The sequence below is a fragment of the Methylocystis sp. genome (assembly GCF_051061285.1).
Taxonomy (GTDB): domain Bacteria; phylum Pseudomonadota; class Alphaproteobacteria; order Rhizobiales; family Beijerinckiaceae; genus Methylocystis.
The window spans coordinates 1-17,155 of sequence record NZ_JBPFEA010000018.1 but is presented as its reverse complement, the minus strand read 5'-3'; the positions used below and the strand labels follow the sequence as shown (position 1 = coordinate 17,155).

At 59.5% G+C, this 17,155-nt stretch carries 17 protein-coding genes and 2 pseudogenes; 4 read left to right on the top strand and 15 right to left on the bottom strand.

What is annotated here, in order from left to right:
- Nucleotides 1-70 precede the first annotated feature (70 nt).
- Nucleotides 71-226 (top strand): annotated as a pseudogene (locus ACR65T_RS06195) (transposase); the annotation flags it as partial.
- Nucleotides 227-260: 34 nt separating this feature from the next.
- Here the strand turns inward: ACR65T_RS06195 and ACR65T_RS06190 are convergent.
- Complete coding sequence (locus ACR65T_RS06190) at nucleotides 261-650, bottom strand: PRC-barrel domain-containing protein (RefSeq protein ID WP_434495659.1); 390 nt, start codon at nucleotides 648-650, stop codon at nucleotides 261-263.
- A 384-nt stretch (nucleotides 651-1,034) separates the two neighbouring features.
- On the bottom strand, nucleotides 1,035-1,175 hold the full coding sequence (locus tag ACR65T_RS06185; protein WP_434495658.1) for a hypothetical protein: 141 nt from the start codon (nucleotides 1,173-1,175) through the stop codon (nucleotides 1,035-1,037).
- Nucleotides 1,176-1,456: 281 nt separating this feature from the next.
- Between ACR65T_RS06185 and ACR65T_RS06180 the strand changes: the two genes are divergently transcribed.
- On the top strand, nucleotides 1,457-2,671 hold the full coding sequence (locus ACR65T_RS06180) for an NADH-quinone oxidoreductase subunit D (RefSeq protein ID WP_434495726.1): 1,215 nt from the start codon (nucleotides 1,457-1,459) through the stop codon (nucleotides 2,669-2,671).
- A 197-nt stretch (nucleotides 2,672-2,868) separates the two neighbouring features.
- Here the strand turns inward: ACR65T_RS06180 and ACR65T_RS06175 are convergent, their stop codons facing one another.
- Together ACR65T_RS06175 and ACR65T_RS06170 are read right to left on the bottom strand one after the other, a co-directional pair.
- Nucleotides 2,869-4,866, bottom strand: coding sequence for an aconitate hydratase (locus tag ACR65T_RS06175; RefSeq protein WP_434495657.1), 1,998 nt, complete (start codon nucleotides 4,864-4,866; stop codon nucleotides 2,869-2,871).
- A gap of 498 nt (nucleotides 4,867-5,364) precedes the next feature.
- Nucleotides 5,365-5,614: pseudogene (locus tag ACR65T_RS06170) on the bottom strand (NADH-quinone oxidoreductase subunit D); the annotation flags it as partial.
- Nucleotides 5,615-5,753: 139 nt separating this feature from the next.
- Here ACR65T_RS06170 and ACR65T_RS06165 point away from each other — a divergent pair.
- Nucleotides 5,754-6,536 carry a LysM peptidoglycan-binding domain-containing protein gene (locus ACR65T_RS06165; protein WP_434495730.1) on the top strand — a complete coding sequence of 261 codons (783 nt, stop codon included), beginning with the start codon at nucleotides 5,754-5,756 and terminating at the stop codon, nucleotides 6,534-6,536.
- A gap of 1,161 nt (nucleotides 6,537-7,697) precedes the next feature.
- Here the strand turns inward: ACR65T_RS06165 and ACR65T_RS06160 are convergent.
- From ACR65T_RS06160 to ACR65T_RS06110, 11 genes are all read right to left on the bottom strand, one after another.
- Nucleotides 7,698-8,660 (bottom strand): F0F1 ATP synthase subunit gamma, encoded by a 963-nt coding sequence (locus ACR65T_RS06160; protein WP_434495656.1) that lies wholly within the window; start codon nucleotides 8,658-8,660, stop codon nucleotides 7,698-7,700.
- Nucleotides 8,657-11,266 (bottom strand): alternate F1F0 ATPase, F1 subunit alpha, encoded by a 2,610-nt coding sequence (locus ACR65T_RS06155; RefSeq protein ID WP_434495655.1) that lies wholly within the window; start codon nucleotides 11,264-11,266, stop codon nucleotides 8,657-8,659. The genes ACR65T_RS06160 and ACR65T_RS06155 overlap by 4 nt, the downstream gene beginning before the upstream one ends.
- A 2-nt stretch (nucleotides 11,267-11,268) precedes the next feature.
- Nucleotides 11,269-12,090 (bottom strand): F0F1 ATP synthase subunit delta, encoded by an 822-nt coding sequence (locus ACR65T_RS06150; RefSeq protein WP_434495654.1) that lies wholly within the window; start codon nucleotides 12,088-12,090, stop codon nucleotides 11,269-11,271.
- Nucleotides 12,091-12,093: 3 nt separating this feature from the next.
- The gene (locus ACR65T_RS06145) at nucleotides 12,094-12,375 is read right to left on the bottom strand and encodes a F0F1 ATP synthase subunit C (protein WP_434495653.1); all 282 of its coding nucleotides are present in this window, start codon (nucleotides 12,373-12,375) and stop codon (nucleotides 12,094-12,096) included.
- 24 nt (nucleotides 12,376-12,399) lie between these two features.
- Entirely contained in the window at nucleotides 12,400-13,104 is a 705-nt protein-coding gene (locus ACR65T_RS06140) for a F0F1 ATP synthase subunit A (RefSeq protein WP_434495652.1), read from the bottom strand.
- On the bottom strand, nucleotides 13,094-13,408 hold the full coding sequence (locus ACR65T_RS06135) for an N-ATPase subunit AtpR (protein WP_434495651.1): 315 nt from the start codon (nucleotides 13,406-13,408) through the stop codon (nucleotides 13,094-13,096). The genes ACR65T_RS06140 and ACR65T_RS06135 overlap by 11 nt, the downstream gene beginning before the upstream one ends.
- Complete coding sequence (locus ACR65T_RS06130) at nucleotides 13,401-13,739, bottom strand: AtpZ/AtpI family protein (RefSeq protein ID WP_434495650.1); 339 nt, start codon at nucleotides 13,737-13,739, stop codon at nucleotides 13,401-13,403. The genes ACR65T_RS06135 and ACR65T_RS06130 overlap by 8 nt, the downstream gene beginning before the upstream one ends.
- The gene (locus ACR65T_RS06125; RefSeq protein ID WP_434495649.1) at nucleotides 13,732-14,127 is read right to left on the bottom strand and encodes a F0F1 ATP synthase subunit epsilon; all 396 of its coding nucleotides are present in this window, start codon (nucleotides 14,125-14,127) and stop codon (nucleotides 13,732-13,734) included. Before ACR65T_RS06125 ends, ACR65T_RS06130 begins: the two co-directional genes overlap by 8 nt.
- A 133-nt stretch (nucleotides 14,128-14,260) precedes the next feature.
- The gene (gene atpD, locus ACR65T_RS06120) at nucleotides 14,261-15,673 is read right to left on the bottom strand and encodes a F0F1 ATP synthase subunit beta (RefSeq protein WP_434495725.1); all 1,413 of its coding nucleotides are present in this window, start codon (nucleotides 15,671-15,673) and stop codon (nucleotides 14,261-14,263) included.
- Nucleotides 15,674-15,841: 168 nt separating this feature from the next.
- Nucleotides 15,842-16,495, bottom strand: coding sequence for a hypothetical protein (locus tag ACR65T_RS06115; protein ID WP_434495648.1), 654 nt, complete (start codon nucleotides 16,493-16,495; stop codon nucleotides 15,842-15,844).
- Nucleotides 16,492-16,701: a cation-transporting P-type ATPase gene (locus ACR65T_RS06110; RefSeq protein ID WP_434495647.1), complete on the bottom strand. Its 210-nt coding sequence runs from the start codon at nucleotides 16,699-16,701 to the stop codon at nucleotides 16,492-16,494. Before ACR65T_RS06110 ends, ACR65T_RS06115 begins: the two co-directional genes overlap by 4 nt.
- Before the next feature lie 115 nt (nucleotides 16,702-16,816).
- Here ACR65T_RS06110 and ACR65T_RS06105 point away from each other — a divergent pair.
- The coding region (locus tag ACR65T_RS06105; protein ID WP_434495646.1) for a transposase at nucleotides 16,817-17,155 on the top strand (339 nt) is incomplete at its 3' end.

Below are 17,155 nucleotides of genomic sequence, written 5' to 3'. Positions count from 1 at the left end.
CGTCACGCAGCAGCCGCTTCGCGCTTTTCAACAGCGAACGGGACATCCCCCGCGCTGGACCGTGGCCGAGATTTCGCCCAACCAGCTCTTCACCTGGCGTCGGCTGGCCGCGCAAGGCGCGCTGGCGGCGCCGCAAGCCGAGGAAGAGGTCGTGGCTGCTTCGGCGTTCCGCGCCCAGCAAGAACAAATCCGCGAGTTGCAGCAACTTCTCGGGAAGAAGACGCTGCGATAATCCGAGGCCTTTTGACCGCTCTCTTTGCTCACCTCGTTGCGGCGGTTGACCCGCCGATTTCTTGCCAATAAGGCCGAGCGCTATAATGCTGATGCACGCGCGTCTCCCACTCACGATCCATCCAGCTTTCGTCGGTGTAGTCCGGCGCGCTCTCGACCAAGTCCTGACTCACATCCGTCACGTATCCTCGACGGTCTCCGTCGTATTTCAGCGATGTCCAAGGCAATGGATGATGACCCGGATGCAGGCACATGAAGCCGCAGAAGTTGACGACCGCGTAAAGAACTCGGCCCGACACCATATCAATCATGAGATGGTCGATTTTGCCGATTTCTTTACCGCCCGTATCGTAAACGGCCGCGCTATCGATATGCTGGCTCGATATCAAGTTGGTGTTCCGATTTGCTGCAGTAGCCATTTGCACTTTCCCTTGCGTATGGCCGCCATCCGCCGCCTTCGAGCAACATCCCCTGCTCAGCTCTTGTTGGGAGTGGGTTGGACGTCTCGCATCGAGGCAAAAAGCTAGCGGCGTCATTTGCACCGAGAACGCATAACACCCGTGCAATGTTCCTGGGCCGCCACCCTTGTCCAGGCTGGTCGGCCGATCTGTTCAAGGCGCCGCCGGGGGCGTCGCTCACGGTTGGGCTGTCGAACGGCGGAGAACACGACGGGCGCGTAAAGGACGGGCGCGTAAAGAAAGAGAGGGTCCTCGCGGAACCACCAGATGTGCGTAAGGGATCGTTGCTTTGGCAGTAGAGTTCGGCATTTAACTGCCCTAGACTAAGTTGCCTTCCAACTTGGCTCAGCCAACGTATTTGCCAGTGGCGACGGTCGGCGCGACAGACCCTCGCGTTGCGCCAAAACGCAGCGCCTCCGCGATGGTCTGTTCGACGAGATGTTGATGGAAGTCCTCCATCAGCCTCTCCACGCCTTTCAAAGACATCGAGTCGGCCTATCAGGACCGTTACACTTTTGTCCCGCCATCAAAGCGGCAGATCAAAGCCGGTTCAGTGGTACACTTTGCGCCCGCGCTTTAAAATGACATCATACTTCACGATAACATCCGCACTTCGTCGAGCTGCGCCAAGGACCGCTGCGGTTGAACCGACTCTGAGTTAAACCAAAGCGCAGAAGGCAAGTCAGGACACGCCCCATTTCAGAACTTGCGCGGTGACGTCGCCGCCCTATTTTCGGGCACTAATCCCGCGACGCGACGCCCTGTCTATGTCTACCGAATCTGCACAAACGGCGCACTACGTTCCGCAGCGAAGCTTCACGCTCAACTTCGGGCCGGTGCACCCTGCCGCGCATGGCGTCCTTCGCTTAATACTGGAGCTTGATGGGGAGGTCGTGGTCCGAGCGGACCCCCATATCGGATTTTTGCACCGGGGCACAGAGAAATTGATCGAGCACAAGACCTATCTTCAGGCGCTTCCGTATTTCGATCGACTGGACTATGTCGCGCCAATGAACCAGGAGCATGCCTTTTGTCTGGCCGTAGAAAAGCTCCTCGACATCGGCGCGCCCCGGCGTGCTCAGCTCATTCGCGTTCTTTTTTGCGAAATCGGCCGAATTCTCTCCCATCTCCTGAATGTCACGACTCAGGCGTCGGATGTCGGAGCGCTCACGCCCAACCTATGGGGATTCGAGCAGCGAGAGAAGCTTATGTGCTTCTATGAACGGGCGTCCGGCGCGAGGCTTCACGCCAATTATTTCCGCGTGGGAGGTGTGCATCAAGATTTACCGCAACAGCTTTTGGAAGATATTTTCGCGTTTTGTGATCCTTTCCTCCGTGTCGTTGACGACCTGGACGCCATCCTTGGGAAGAATCGCATTTTCAAGGAGCGCAATGCCGGCATTGGCGCGATTGAGCTCGACGAAGCCTGGGCTCGCGGATTTTCCGGCGTCATGGTGCGCGCCTGCGGCGCGCCATGGGATCTCCGCAAGTCCCAGCCCTACGAATGTTACGGGCAGCTCGACTTCGACATTCCCGTAGGATCGCATGGCGACTGCTACGACCGCTATTGCGTGCGGATGGAGGAGATGCGTCAATCCGTGCGCATCATGAAACAATGCCTTGAAAAGTTGCTATCTCGCGAAGGGATGGGACCGGTCCAGATCCAGGACCACAAGATCGCGCCGCCCAAGCGCTATCTGATGAAACGCTCCATGGAGGCGATGATCGAGCAGTTCAAGCTCTATTCTGAAGGTTTCCGCGTTCCGGCCGGGGAGGTATACGCCGCGGTCGAAGCGCCCAAGGGAGAATTTGGGGTCTATCTCGTTTCCCAAGGCGGCAACAAGCCATATAGATGCAAGATCAGAGCTCCCTCCTTCGCCAATCTGCAATCCATTGACCGCCTCGCATGTGGCCATATGCTGGCTGATGTTTCTGCGATCGTCGGCTCACTTGATATCGTATTCGGTGAAATAGACCGATGATCCGACGTGCGAACAGGCTCGTCCCGTCGTGCGGAAACCTCGCCGCTGCGACTCGCCTAATTGGACGGATGCACTGCCGCTTTCAACCCTTCAAGAGCGACAGGCTCGCCCGCGACCTTTCGAGTCGCAGGCTTTTTATCCTTGTACGGTCCTGCCGCCGTTGGTGAGATCGATGGCGGGGCAATCGAACCAATCCACTATGCCGAGCGCCTCTCAGACCCCTCGCGCATATGGCCAAGGCGCCGTCGGTGGCCAATCACGCCGCCATCGATAATGACAGCGATTTCATCGGGCGTGCAATGGTGGACCGTTTCGACGTCTCCCTTGCCGCTCGTGAAGACTATGGCCTCCCCGCTCGTGAGCTTGCTGCGCAGGTTTTCGCAGTTCAGCTTATCGCCGATTTGCAGGCGGTCATAAGCGTCGTTGTTCGCGAAGAGCAGCGGGAGGACGCCGTAATTTATTAAATTTTGGCGGTGAATGCGCGCGAAACTCTTTGCGATCACCAGGCGCAGGCCAAGATAGCGCGGCGCTGCGGCGGCGTGTTCGCGCGACGATCCCTGACCATAATTCTCGCCGCCGATAACGGCGTGCCCAAGTTTGGCGCCAAGCGCGCGCGCGTGACGTGAGTAGTCCGAATCAATCGGTTCGAACGCGAAATCTGAGATGCGCTGCAGATTTGAGCGGAAAGGCAGCACCTTGGCTCCTGCGGGAAGAATTTCGTCGGTTGAGACGTCGTCGCCCATTTTCAGTAGGATCTCTAACTCGACCTTGTCAGGGAGAGGGGCAAAGTCCGGCAACGAATGAATATTGGCGCTCTTTTCCAAAAGGACGCGCTTCGCTTCCGCTAGCGGCGGGGGCGGCTCAATCAGCGACAATTCGGACCTTGGCGCGGGCTCAACCAGTTCCGGATAAGGATTGCCGATCTTGCGCGGGTCAGCGATACGGCCCGCAAGCGCCGAGGCGGTCGCGGTCTCTGGCGAGCAGAGAAAGACCGAATCTTCCTTCGTACCGGACCGTCCGGGGAAATTGCGCGGCGTCGTGCGCAAGGAATTTCGACCGATCGCCGGCGCCTGACCCATCCCGATGCAGCCATTGCACCCTGTTTGATGAATGCGGGCGCCAGCGCTGAGGAGCGCCGCAAGCCGTCGGTCGTCGAGCAGCATCTGCAGCATTTCTCGCGACGTTGGATTCACGTCGAGGGAAACGGCTGGCGGAATCGTCTTGCCTCGAACCATTTCGGCGCAAATGGCGAAATCCCGCCAACCCGGATTGGCGGAAGAGCCTATATAGGCTTGGCCCATCTCTCGGCCTTCAACCTCGGTGACGGGAACGACCTTTCCGGGACTGGAAGGCAGCGCAATCAGCGGCTCGAGCGCCGACAGGTTGATGCTGTCGTGAATATCATATTCACAGCCTTCATCCGCCGCGAGCGCTCGCCATTGCGCTTCGCGCCCGCGCGCTGCCATAAACTCCCGCGTTGCTTCATCGGAAGGAAAGACGGACGTCGTCGCGCCGAGTTCGGCGCCCATATTGGCGATAACGTGCCGGTCCATCGCGGTCAGGCCACGAAGGCCGCTGCCGTAATATTCAATTATTTTTCCCACGCCGCCAGCGACGCCGTGACGGCGCAGCATCTCGAGTATTACGTCCTTCGCGCTAACCCAGGGTGGTAACGCGCCATTGAGTTCGACGCCGAATATCTCGGGCGTCTCCGTCAGATAGGGCTCTCCCGCCATGGCCAGCGCCACATCGAGCCCGCCAGCGCCGATCGCCAGCATGCCAAGCGAACCGGCGGCCGGCGTGTGGCTGTCGGAACCCAGCAGGGATTTCCCTGGCTGACCGAAGCGCTCCATATGTACGACGTGGCTGATGCCGTTGCCGGGCCGCGAATACCAAAGGCCAAATCGGCGGCAGGCGCTTTCGAGGAAGATGTGATCTTCAGCGTTGAGATTGTCGACCTGTAGGAGATTGTGATCGACATATTGGACGCTGACCTCCGTTTTCACCCGATCGAGGCGCATCGCCTCAAGCGAAAGCATGGCGAGCGTGCCCGTCGCATCTTGCGTAAGTGTCTGATCAATGCGCAATGCGAGCGGCGCGCCGATTTTCTCGCCGCCGTCAATACGGTGCAGATCAATCAGTTTTTTGGCGAGCGGCCTTTTTGCCGATGACTTCGAAGCCGACGCTTTGGCCAAGGGACGCGCCTCCGAACATTCGCCACGAACTCGCAGATAGCGCGTTGCGCCGATCAAGACAGCGCAGCTATTGGGCGGTGAAGCCCGAATTGATTTTTCCCTCCGCGGCGCGTTGCGGTCTACCGCCAGCCTCAGACATAGTTGCGCATCGGCGGCCGCTTGGCCGCAGACGGATCCTTCGCGCCACTTGTGGCAAAGCGCTGAAGCGTCCAAAGCGGACGGTGTTCAGCTTGAGTTCACACACGGCGTCGACGACGTCCTCACGCCAATCATCGGCATTGTAATCCCAACAGGCGTCAACCGAGCTGTCAGGCGCCGAGCGGCTCCCCGGAGCCACGAATTGCATGCAGAGCCACCGGAACTCGCGGTGGCGGAGCGTCACGCCAGCTTGAGAATAGCCGTTTATCAGTCCAGTGCCGATTGTTACGATTACCAGCCTAGTTCGGCGCCGAAACAGCCTCGGAGGCATTGCGCGTAGAAGCGATTCGGCAGTCAGCTTTTCACGGCCTCAAGAGCCGCTGCCTCCTGGTTCATTGGCGCGACATAATCCAGGCGATCGAAATTAGGGAGCGCCTGCAGATAAGTCTTGTGCTCGATCAATTTCTCGGCGCCCCGGTGCAAAAATCCGATGTGGGGGTCCCGCTCGGAGCACGACCTCGCCATCAAGCTCCAGTATTAGTCGAAGAACGCCATGCGCGGCAGGGTGCACCGGCCCGAAGTTGGCGGTCTGTTGAGAATCGGTCGACATGCAGGTAGCGCCGTCGCCTCGCTGGGAAAAAGCCCAAAATAGAGCGATGAAGTCGCCGCGCAAGTTCTGAAAAGGAGCGTGTCCCGCTTGCCTTCTTCGCTTTGGTTTCTATCTGACGGTCGGCTCGGCTCCAGCGGCCTTGGCGTGGCTCGATGAGGCGCGGATTTTCATGCCATACGCTGTCGTTCATGGATTCGATCGGGACATCGACCGTCCCCAATCGGCGTGCGAAACCCTGGAATTGGTCAAACTCCTCGAAGCGCAGGCAGAGCCTGACATTCGGATTCTTGATTCAGACGGCGCCGAGATCGGGCTCGGCGTGCTCGAAAAGCGTCAGAGGGAGGAGGTCGAGCGAAAATATGTCGCTGCAGCGGCTTATATTCAGCCATCGTCCGGCGCGCGCGCAACGCCCCTCCCGCCTGCCGCAGGCGCGGCGAACAGGAGACCGATTGCGACCTTGGCCACCTTGGCGGTTGCAGTTCTCTCGGTTGGAGCGCTCGCCTGGCGTTACGAGTACCTGCGCGCGCGACAGACGATTCCATCCGGAAGTCGTGCGACCCGCCCAATTGTGGAGGCTACGCCCATATCGCCGCCTGCGATGAAATCGTCGGAAGCAACCGGCAACCCAGCAAAGCGGGCAGAGAAAACTGAAGTGCTTGGGACGCGACGGCCTGCCCAGCAAGCCGTTTCCTATACGGTTATCGCTGGCGACACATTCCGCAGCATTGCCAGAAAAATCTACCATGACGCCAGCCGGTGGCGAGACATCTCGGCGGCCAATCCGCTTCTGGATCCGCGTCAATTACATCCGGGGGAAGAGATCAACCTGCCGAGTCAAGGCTCGCATGGGCGCAACCCACTTCCTGATGAAGCGGCTGCCAAACGTCGCCAGCGAGATGGCGTTGCACTTCCTCGCCTATAATCTCACGCGCGTCTTGAATATCATGGGGGTCAGGCTGCTGATGGCCGCAATATAGTGATAGTCGCGGCTTCCTCGAGCGGCTCTCCTCGGCCCAGAAGATGCTTGGAATGGCCCGAGAAAACCCCAGGGGCGCCACCCACTCGAAAATGTCAAAACTCCGCGAAAATGATCGCCTCAGCGTGCAGCCGCTATGGCGGATGCCGTCGTGCTACCGCAAACGCGTTTCACACAACCAAAACCAATAGCGGACATATGCTTCGCAAAGAATGAGTTCGAAGCTCCCCAATTAAGGCGAATATTTAGCGCCGTCAGGTGGCGATTTTGCGTGCCGGCTATAGTTGAAGGCGGAACCATAACCAAAGGGCTTGCTCGACGGCTTTCGCTCTCGGGCAAAACGAAAAGTGAGTCACGCCGATGAAAAGCCGTTGTTATTTTAGCGTTCTTGCCGCTTTATGCTTCTGCGTTTTGCCGTTGTCGTTGGTGGCCCAGCCTGCGGCGGGACCGATTGCGACCTTCAGCGATGCGGAACTCATCTCAAAGTACGTCGTCCAGGCGAAAGGACAAAAAGGGGCGTCGGACGAGCAGAGAACTTGCGAAGCGAAATGTCGAAAAAACTATCGCGCGTGCTACAGCCGGGGAGAACAGGCCTTGAAGCCGCAAGTCCCGGAGGAGCCTTGCAGGGAAGAGCAGGTGTCCTGTCTTCGCGCCTGCGCGAGAGGTTCGCGATAAAGAGCGAAATGCCTTAAGCTGGGATTTTCCGGATAGGTGGGTCTCCCTCACTCTCTGTGGGTGACGCCGGCTAAAACGGCATCATGCGCGCACGCAAGAGTTCCGGACTCGCTCGGCTGTACATCGCGCGCTTGAGAGTTTTCAGGAGAGCGTTAAATTAACTGGCTCTAAGCAAGGGCGGCTTGGCTCGCACATCCACGCGAAGAGATATGTCAGCTTTGGGGGTCGCCAAGCCAAACGCTCGCTCAAGTCGCCGTTGAGGACCGCCGAATTTGTCCTTCGATCGTGATCTTTCAACGCGTCGCCGTCCTCTGTGAAGTCGGCATGTTCTTGCATCGCAAGTCGTTCACGTTCGTCGCAACCCCAGTTAATTTATTGGCCCCTCCTGGAACGCTGACGCGTGGTGTCACGTTGTTTGACGAATCCCCGCAGTTATTTGCTAGGTCGATCAACGCCAGGCCATTGCGACGCATCATGGGCCTGCGACTGTGTCAGTGCGGATCGTCTCGCCTCTGTGCTTTGCGCTTCAAAGCCGGAGGTGACGTCGAACAGCTCCTCGTCGATCATGCTCTGGCGCAAACGATGGAACGCGCCGTTTAGGTCCTCCAGCAATTCGTCGATGTTTTTGTCGGCGCGTTGCATCGCCGCCAGTCGGCTCGCGTTCTCGCTCGCGAGGGATTCGGCGCACGCCCGGAAGAGCGAGACGAACAGATAGTCGCGGATGAGCGCCCGCAAGGTTACAGCGCCGCCGCCCATGAGCTCGGGTAAGTTTGCCGTCGGCCAGGGAAGTTCGGCAAGCGTGCGTCGCCAAATCTCGTCCAGCGGCAGCAGTCGCTGATTGACGGGCGCATAAACCGCTCCGGATGTCGGGCGGTTGTGGAAGAGGTGGAGTTCGGTGATTTCACCCTGGCTATGGCGCGTCTCGCTCTCGATAAGAATCTGCCCGACGAGCGGGGTAATGGCCTTGACCGAATTCGGCACGGTGAAGAGTCCCCTCAGCGGCAGTCCAGCTTCCGCCAAGCACGCATGCACGCGCGCGCCGACGGCCCAGACCAGGGGCTTGCCAGGCCGTGCGGCGAGGATCTTCACCGCATAATCAGCCACTACGTCGTTGAACCGGCCCACCAGTCCCTGGTCCGAACCGAACACGACCACGCCGACGCACCCCTTATCGCTTCGTCCTATAGCTGTTGTCATCGTCGCCGCCGGCGCGCTTCGCCGGAAACAAATGCTCAACCCCAGCTCTACGCTGCGATCATAGTCGCCGAGCGCGTGCACCGCTCTCTCGTATTGGCCGATGTTAGAGGCAGCCAGGGCTTTCATCGTGCGAACGACGGATTGGAGATCGCCGGCACTGTTGATCTTGCGCCGCAGGCTCGCTGTGGTTTCGCTCACGACCGCCTCTTATTGGGCGCGCGGAGGACGTTATCGCGTCTGTCGATCCCGATGGAGATCGTCGCGTTCATGCCTGGCTTAAGCAACAGATCGGGATTGGGAACGCTGATGACGACGTCGTAGGTCGCCACGTTCTGGAGAGTCGTCGGCGATCGACGAATTTGCGTCACCTCACCGGCGAAGGGACGGTTGGGCAAGGCCTGGACCGTGAGCGAGGCCTTGTCGCCGAGTTTGACCTCGCCAATGTCTTTCTGGGCGAGTTGGGCGTTGACCTGCATGACAGTCGAATCCGCCGCGACGAGGAAGAGCGGCGTCTCAGCGCCCCCCACCACCGTCTCGCCCATCTCGACGTTGCGCGAGACCACTGTTCCGTCAATCGGCGAAATGATGTCGGTAAAGCCGAAGCTCGTCTCGGCGGCGTTAAGGGCCGCTTCGAGCTGTGCGACCGTCGCCTCTTCGCGTTGCGCCTGCCTCTGCATGCGCTCGTAAGCCTTGCGCGCGCGTTCGAGCGCTCTCCGGGAAATGGCTCGACGCTTCCTCAGCGCCTCATGGCGATCGAAAGCGGCTTTGGCCCGCGCGAGATCGGCTTCGTCCTTTTCGAGCCGAGTCTTGGCCGCCGCCAGCTTGGCCTTGTCCTGACCCACCACGACTTGATAGGGGCGCGAATCGATTTTGGCGCAGAGCTGACCCGCCTTCACGGTCATGTCAGCAACGCAATAGACCGCCTCGATCGTGCCGGAAACGCGCGCGCCGACTGTCGCGGTCGTCGTGGGAACGACGACGCCGCTCGCGGTCAGGCTGCGGACGACGGAAAGGGGTTCGACCGTCTGAGAGAGGTAATGCACAGCGAGCCAGCCGCCAGCGAAAGCCAAAATGACGAGGGCTGCGGCCGCCCGCCAACGGATGGAAACCCCACCCGCAGACGCCTGATCCAGCATTTCCCCCGCCTTAACGGCCCGTACCGCCTTGGGCCTCGGTTTGACCTCCGTTCGGCCATCCGGCTGGGACTCGGGGTCAGGCGTCGTCTCGACTTTGGTCTCAGCTATGGAGGCGGCTTTCGCTTCTGGTTTTGATTCCGGCTTGGTTTGAAAGCCTGCAAGCGCATTGCGGGCAATCTGGACAATCGTCGCCCGATCTTCGTCGCTCAGTTTTTCCGCGGTGATGAGTCGCGCGCACACCTCCTCCGGGATGGACGCCGCAGCCTCCTTTACGGCGTGCTCGGCGTCCGTCATCTGGTCAATCGGCACCGGATCGAAGAGGTCTGCGGTTAAAGCCAGAAGGATGGCGATTTGTCCGGGCACCGGCGCCGGAGCCAATTCCGACTGTTTCAGGCAGGCGCGGATTCGCCTTCCATGCTCGATGATCTTGCGAGTGGCCTCATCGAGGCGGGCGCCGAACCGGACAAAGGTCTCGAGTTCCTCGAATTGCGCGTAGGCGAGCTTGAGGTCGCCAGCCACGGCGCGGTAGGCAGCCAGTTGCGCCTTGCCGCCGACGCGCGAAACGGATTTGCCGACATCGACCGCGGGCAGCACGCCCATTTCGAACAGCGACGGCGAAAGGTAGATCTGCCCGTCCGTAATGGAGATGAGGTTGGTGGGAATGTAGGCGGAGATGTTTTGTGCTTCGGTCTCGATGATGGGCAGTGCAGTGAGTGAACCGCCGCCGAGCTCCTTGCGCAGGTGGGTGGCCCGTTCGAGCAGGCGCGAGTGGATGTAGAAAATGTCGCCGGGGAAGGCTTCGCGTCCCGGCGGTCGACGGAGCAGGAGGGAAAGCTCGCGATAGGCTCGGGCGTGTTGCGTGAGGTCGTCGTAAACGATCAGCACGTCGCGACCCGCTTCCATAAAATGTTCCGCGATGCTGGTCGCGGCGTAAGGAGCGATGTAAGTGAGACCGGGCGGATCATTGCCCTCGGTCACGACAACAACGGTATGACCCATCGCGCCCTTCTCGCGCAAGATGGCCACGGCCTTGGCCACGCCGGACGCGCGCTGGCCAATCGCACTATAGACGCACACGACATCCTCTCCCCGTTGATTGAGGATAGCGTCGATCGCAATGGCGGTTTTTCCCGTCTGCCGGTCACCCAGAATCAACTCGCGCTGGCCGCGCCCGATAGGGATGAGCGCGTCGATGACTTTGAGTCCGGTCTGGAGCGGCGCGGTGACGGGCGCGCGGTCCATGATAGACGCGGCGGGGCGTTCAATAGGCAGGCGATCGCTCGCGGACACCGGCCCCTCGCCATCGAGTGGCCGACCGAGCGGGTCGATGACGCGTCCCAGCAATCCGTCGCCCACACCGACATCCATGACCCGGCCCGTGCGCTCGACTTCATCGCCAGCGTGCAGATGCCAGTAATCGCCGAGCAGTACGACGCCGAGTTCGTCCTCGTCCACGTTGAACGCGATGCCAAGCAGATCGCCAGGAAACTTCACTAATTCATCATAGCCTACGCCGGGAAGACCAGAGACCTTGGCGATGCCGGTGGCGATGCTGGTGATCGCGCCAACTTCCCGTGGCTTCAAATGCGGCGTGAATGCTCCCAGCACTTGGCTTATTCCAGCAAACACATTGTCGAAAACGTCCTCGATGCCCTCGGGATGATCCATGTTCATTGGCTCCTGGCGTCAGGCTTCGATTCTTCAGATTTGAGCTCGGTTTTCGCTTCAGATTTGTCCTTCTCTTTCAGAAGTTCGCCGACGCCGTTTTCCAGCGACGAGAGGTAATCCGCGATGCTCCAGGCGACTTTTTGTCCATTCGTGGTGAGTTCTATCCCGCTGATCAGCTCCGGCGCGGTTTCGAACCGGATGTGGATTTCAGCCGAGCAGGTTTCCTCGAGCACATTTCGGATCTCCGCACGTTGCTCCGCAGGCAGGTCAAACGCGCTGCGCAAGAGCGCGGGGTAAGATGTCGTCTTGAGGGCCTCGGCGAGCCCGGCTTTCGCCGGGCCGTCCATCTCCCCCAACCGGCGAATGAACACCTCGACCAAGCGTTCCTCCAGACTCGTCGAGGCGAGATCCATCAGCGCCTTTCTCGTGATGGCGAACACTTCTTGCTGTGTCCGGCGACCGATGGCCTTACTTAAGTTACGCACGTCGTTGCTCAGCGTTTCCATTCGTTTAGCGCTCAAGGCGTCGGCCGCCTCCCGCGCTTCGCCGAGGAGCCGCTGAGTTTCGGTTTTCGCCTCCTCAGTCGCCTCGCTCAGGAGTGCCGCGCGCTGCTGGTCAAACGCCTCGTTCTTGTGCTGGAACTCATCGCGCTCCCTTTGGGCTTCGGCCTTTTTCGCGTCGGCGTCCGCGAGTTCCGTGGCGATCCGCTTCTCTCGCGAGTCGATCGCGTTGAGGATGGGCTTGTAAAGAAAACGCTTCAGCAACCACACCAGTACGATGAAGTTGAGCGCTTGCGCACCGACGGTGAACCAATCGATGAGCACGAATTACTTTCCGGCAGTTTCAGCGATGACGTGATTCCAGAAAGGATTGGCGAAAATGAGAATCATCGAGACCACGAAACAGTAGATCGCAACAGATTCAACCATTGCCAGGCCCACAAACAAGGTGCGTGTGATCGTCGTTGCGGCGTCGGGCTGCTGCGCCAGCGAACTCAATGCCGTGGCGACGGCCCGCCCTTCGCCGAGCGCAGGTCCAATACTTCCTAGGGCGATTGTCAGGCCCGCGGTGACGATTGAAGCAACTGCGATGAGCGTGACGTTATCCATAGTATCGCCTCTTGTGGTCATAATTCATGCGACAATGTTATGCGCGTCGGGTTCCAACTTGGGCTTGCGGCCACGCGTGGCGGCCGCGATGTAAACCGCGGCGAGTATGCTGAAGATGTAGGCCTGCACCATGCCTGTGAGCAGACCGAGCGCGCTCATGGCGATTGGAAAGATGAAGGGCGTGATAGTCAGCAAGATGGCGAGAATCATCGTCCCGCTCATCATGTTGCCGAAGAGGCGGACCGCCAGGGCCAGCGTGCGCGAAAGTTCACTGATGATGTTAAACGGCAGCATGATGACCGTCGGTTCCGCGTAGGACTTGAGGTAGCCTCCCAGCCCCTGCTCCTCGATGCCGAAAAACGGCACGGCCACCAACACGCACAGCGCCAGCGCCACGGTGGTCGAGAGCGACGCCGTCGGCGGCTCGAAGCCGGGAATAACGGTGCAAAGGCTGGCGGTGGCGACGAACAGAAAGAGCGTCCCCAGAAAGCCGAGATACTTCCTCGGGTCGCGGAGGCCGACGTCTTCAATTTGCGTCTCGATGCCGGTGACGACGATTTCCAGAAGATTCTGCCAGCGAGAACGCTCCAGACCCGTGGAAAGTTTTAACGTGATGAATTTCGAACCGACGGCCAGCAAGAGCATCAGCCCCCATGTGAACACGATGGTGGCGTTGAGTTTGAGAAACCCATGTTGCCAGAAGATCATCTCATCGGAACTAAGTCGCATAGTCAGCCTCTTGCGCCGCGGGGGGGTGGTTATCTCCCGACGCCTGCGTGAGCCGCATCACGACGAGGCGCGCCATGATAAATCCAAGGAGGCAAGCCAGCAGCCGCTCCCAGCGGCCGCCGGAAACAAAGTAAAAACCACTCAGCACAACGCTCATCCGCATCACCAGGCTGCCGAAGAACCAGAGCGCCGGCTGCTTCGACGAAACGCCCTTGCGAACTGTCAGCCAAAGGCCGCCAAAGAAAATGGCGCCGAGCAATACGCCCGCCGCCATCGCCCCTGCGAGAGACAGAACTTCATTCATCGTCATCCTCCTGTTCGTCCCGGATCGCCTTATCTTCCTGAGCCACCCAATGCCAGGCGTTCAAACAGCCGATGATCAACCCCATGACCAGCAACATCAGCGTCCAAGAGCGGGCGCTGGGATAGCGCTTGTCCAACCATAGACCGAGCGCCGCGCCGAGCAGCGTCGGAATGGCCACCGACCAGCCGATCAGGCCCATCATGCCCAAGCCGTACCAGACGCCCTGCTTGGAGTTGCGCCGCGCCTTGAGTTTGCGCGCCGCCTTCGCGCCGACCTCCTGACTGAGCGACGGCTTCGGCCTCAAAGGCTTGTTTTCGGATTCGTCAGCCACTGCGAAAAGTCACCATGCGACGGATGAGATCGCCTTCCATTTTCGCCAATACCGTGCGCACGTTTTGCTCCTGCTCGTTCAAGCGTAGGTACTCCCGCTCCACCGTCTCGCGCAATTGGCCGAGGTCCGGTCCGGCAATGGCGTTGCGCACGGAAACGAGCACATCCAGGCCGGTCTTGACCAGAACCCCTTCATCCACGGCCACATATACCTCGCCTTCCAATTCGGTTTCGTACGTTAGTATTCCCGGCGTGAGGGCCGCCACACAATCGAGTCTGTGCGGCAAGAGTCCGAACGAGCCCTCGGGCGTCTCCGCGACGATGCGCGATGCGCCGGTTTTCTCGGCGAAGATTTCGAAGGGCAGGAGAATCTTAAGATTCATGAGCATCGGCGGCGATTCTACCTCTGGCGGGGCTTTGCCCTGGCCTTGGGATGCGGCTCGGGCGGAGCTTTGGCCAGCGACGCCGCAGCAGGGTTGAGGTCGGCCTCGGCCTAAGATTTTGACGCGGGTTTGACATTTGCTAATGCCGGCCAAGCTTTGATTTTGCCTTCGCTTCGCCAATCCCCCCGATCATGTAGAGCGCACTCTCCGGGTAGTCTTTGAATTCATCGCGCAATATTCGCTCACAGCCGTCCAGTGCTTCCTCCAGGCTGACGAGTTTGCCCTTGAGGCCGGTAAACTGCTCGGTCGTAAAAAACGGCTGAGTAAGAAACCGTTCCAGGCGGCGGGCGCGAGCGACCACATTTCGGTCCTCCCGCGAAAGCTGCTCAAGGCCGAGCATCGAAATGATGTCCTTGAGTTGCGCGTATTGCGCGAGCGTCCGCCGGATTTCATGGGCCAGGCCGTAATGCCGTGGGCCGACGATGCCCGGCGTGGCCATCTTCGAACTGGATTGTAGGGGGTCGATGGCCGGATAAAGCCCTTCGCTTGCCCGCTTGCGTGACAGCACGATGGACGCAGAAAGATGCGAGAAGGTATGTACCGCCGCGGGATCGGTGAAATCGTCCGCCGGCACATACACCGCCTGAATTGAGGTGATGGCGCCGGCATCGGTATTGGCGATGCGTTCTTCGAATTGCGACAACTCGGTGCCCATGGTTGGCTGATAACCCAAGCGCGACGGCATCTGACCCATCAAGCCGGACACCTCCATGCCAGCCTGAATGAAGCGAAAAATATTATCGACAAGCAGCAGAACGTCACGATGCTCGTCGTCGCGAAAATACTCGGCCATTGTCAGCGCTGCATGGCCGACGCGGAAACGGGCGCCAGGTGGTTCGTTCATTTGGCCGAACACCATCACCATGTTCCGCAGCACGCCTGCTGCAGTCATGTCGCGATAGAGTTCCTCGCCTTCGCGGCAGCGCTCGCCGATGCCGCAAAAAATACTGACGCCTTCGCGCTCTCTGACGAGGTTATGAATCATCTCGGTGAGCAACACCGTCTTGCCTACGCCCGCTCCGCCGAATAAGCCGGCCTTGCCGCCGCGCTCCAACGGCGCGAGCACATCAATGACCTTGATGCCCGTTTCGAAGATTTCAGACTTGGTGGATCGTCGCGCCAGTGACGGCGGAGCCCGATGCACTGAACGCCATGCGACATCGGGTAATGTCGCTCCGCGGTCGATCACATTTCCAAACACGTCGAACATGCGCGAGAGAATTTCATTGCCGACCGGCGCCTTTAGCGGCCCGCCCGTGTCCTTCACCGCCATCCCGCGAGCGAGACCTTGCGTCGGTGTTAATGCTATCCCACGCACGTGACGCAAATCCAGTTGCGCCAGTACCTCAATGAAGATTAGCTCGTCATCTCCAGCCCGCAGCAACGAGTAGATTGGCGGCAAATGCTCATCAAACCGTATATCTACCACGCTTCCGCGCACTGAGGTTACGGCGCCCAGGAATGAGGTCCTCGCAGGTTCTTGCCCGAGCATCTTCAGCACCTTCTCAGCAGCATGAGCCAGTCCGACGAATGTCGCCGGCGATGGCCTGATTCGGCCCGCGGCGCCACTTCGAAGAACGGCGGATTTCCGTGCACCAGCCGGCCGTCAGCGCCAGGTGATCAAGACCTATTTTGTTTTGACGTGAGGACATGGAGGCGGTCATGTCTTCGTCCTATTGATACGAGTCATGAGGTCCATTGGCTCACCTGTTGTCAGTCCTCGGCTTGCCCGTCGAGTCAGAGCTGCAGGCTCTGACGGTCGCCTTTTTATTCGGAGTAAATCATGGCGTCTTCGATGGACGTCGTAGCCATATGCCGAGTTCTCCGAACTCGGCTTTGACGTCCCGACAGAAACCCGGACCATCACGATTGAGCACTTCCAGATTCTCGGCCAGCGCCTTGTGCCTTTACTGCAGCTCTTCAAGTCCACTGAATTTCTTAGTCTTCTCGAGCCCACCCCCGCGCTCATCTTCCGCTTCAATGCGGCGATACCTTCACTCAGCGTCTCCAGCGGAAGCATCCAATCCGTTAAGGGACCAGGACGCTTCTCGACAGGATAGGGCTCGCCGGTCAACAGCGCCTGCTTGACGAACAAATCGTGCGCTTCCAAGACCAGTCCGTCAGCGGGAATCATGTCGCCCGCGGACAATAAGACAAGATCTCCCGGGACGACATCGGCAACGGGCGCCTCAACCGGTCTGCCATCGCGAACAAGCTTGGCGCGTACCGATACTGACTGACGCAAACGCTCCGCGGCTTTTCCAGCGCGATGTTCCTGAACGAAATCGAATGTGACGCTGAACAGCACGATCATGGAAATGATGGTAAAATTGGCGACCTCCCCCTGAGAGCCGAAATAGCGCTGGCGACGAGCAGCAGAATGACCAGGGGATTCTTAAACCGCGAAAAAAATTGCAGGACCAACGGTTGCTGTTGACGGACATCGAACAGGTTGGGGCCAAATTCGGCGAGACGCGCGCGAGCCTCGGCGCTCGTTAAGCCCGTCTCGTCGCTTGCCATTTCCGCTGTGCGACCGGTGAAGGGGGGGTAGCCACCAAGCCGAGTCGTCGTGCTGCCTTTTCGATACAGCGAGAGGCGTGATTCACAAGGGCGTCTGATTCGGAGGCGCCTTGTGATGAGCGAATTGTTTTTGTTGAGCGCGCGCCAGATGGCGCGGATTTCGCCGTTCTTTCCTCTGGCGCATGGCGTGCCGCGCGTCGACGATCGACGGGTGGTCAGCGGTATTGTCCATGTCATCAAGCACGGTCTGCAATGGAAGGACGCGCCCAAAGGCTACGGGCCACACAAGACGCTTTACAATCGCTTCATCCGTTGGAGCCGGCTTAAGGTCTTCGATCGCATCTTCGCCGCACTTTCCGGCGAGGGCCCAAGACCCGAGCGCATCATGATCGACTCGACGCATCTGAAAGCGCATCGCACGGCGGCGAGCCTTTTAAAAAAGGGGTTCTTTCCC